The sequence below is a fragment of the Streptomyces sp. NPDC101165 genome (genome assembly GCF_044768135.1).
Classification (GTDB): domain Bacteria; phylum Actinomycetota; class Actinomycetes; order Streptomycetales; family Streptomycetaceae; genus Streptomyces.
This window is the reverse complement of the sequence record NZ_JBIWPG010000066.1, coordinates 1-1088: the sequence shown is the minus strand read 5'-3', so window position 1 is coordinate 1088 and position 1088 is coordinate 1. Positions and strand designations below refer to the sequence as shown.

Annotated in this window: 1 pseudogene; it reads right to left on the bottom strand. The window is 66.2% G+C overall.

Annotated elements, in window-relative coordinates:
• Window positions 1-24: 24 nt before the first annotated feature.
• Window positions 25-1031 (bottom strand): annotated as a pseudogene (locus ACIRVH_RS46495) (IS5 family transposase).
• Between the last annotated feature and the right edge of the window lie 57 nt (window positions 1032-1088).

Here is a 1088-nt window from a genome sequence, read left to right as displayed (position 1 = left end):
ACTAGGGGCTGTGTGATGTTGTGATCAGCCAGTTGCCTTCAGGAGGAGGTCGTTGATCCAGATCATCGAGGCACGCAGGTGGAGGCCGGCGAGGTAGCTCTCGGGTGTCTTGTCGTATCGAGTGGCGATGCCCCGCCATGCCTTCAACTTGTTGATGAGCCGCTCGACGGTGTTCCGCTCCTTGTAAAGATCGCCGTCGTGGCAGGTGGGACGGCCGCCCCGGCGGCCTTTCTTCTTTCGGTTGGCGGCCTGGTCCTTCTTCTCCGGGATGACTGCCTTGATGTTGCGTTTCCGCAGGTAGGAGCGATTGGCGCGGGACGAGTAGGCCTTGTCCGCGGCGACAGCGTCGGGCCGGGTTCGAGGCCGGCCGACAGGCAGACGGACCCGTATCTTCTGCAGCACGGGGACGAACTGCGGGCTGTCGGCGGCCTGTCCTGCGGTCAGTACGAGTGACAGCGGTCGGCACTTGCGGTCAGCGGCGAGATGAATCTTGCTCGTCAGTCCACCACGGGATCTGCCGAGCAGGGCTTGGTTCAAGCGGAGCTTGCGCCGTCGCCTGATACGCCGTCGCTCTGTCTGCTCGGGGTCGTCCCTGCCGTCCTGTCCGTTCTGTTCTGGCGGGCCGCCCCTTTTTGCCGGGCCCGCTCCTGCTCGGCGGCGGCTTCCTCAAGGGCGTCCATGACGTCCTTGCCGATGTGCATCCCGGCCGCGTCGTGGTGGGCGCGGGCCGTGGTGGAGTCCACGCTGACCAGGGATAAGTCCGTCTGTCCCCGGCGGGCGGCCTCGGCGATCATGCCTTCCAGAAGAGCGGAGAAGACCCCGGCGTCCCGCCAGACGCGAAAGCGCCCGTAGACGGTCGCCCACGGTCCGAACTCGGAGGGCATCTCGCGCCACTGGGCGCTGGACCGGAACCGCCAGATCACCCCCTCGAACTGCTCCCGCAGCCGCTCGGGGTACGGACCGTACTCGCCTATCGGCAAGTACGGCTCGATGAACTCCCACTGCCCGTCGGTGAGTTGCCTACGTGTCACACCCAGCGTCCTACCAGGTCCGGCCCCCGCACGGGACCAGAACCCGAGATTGATCAC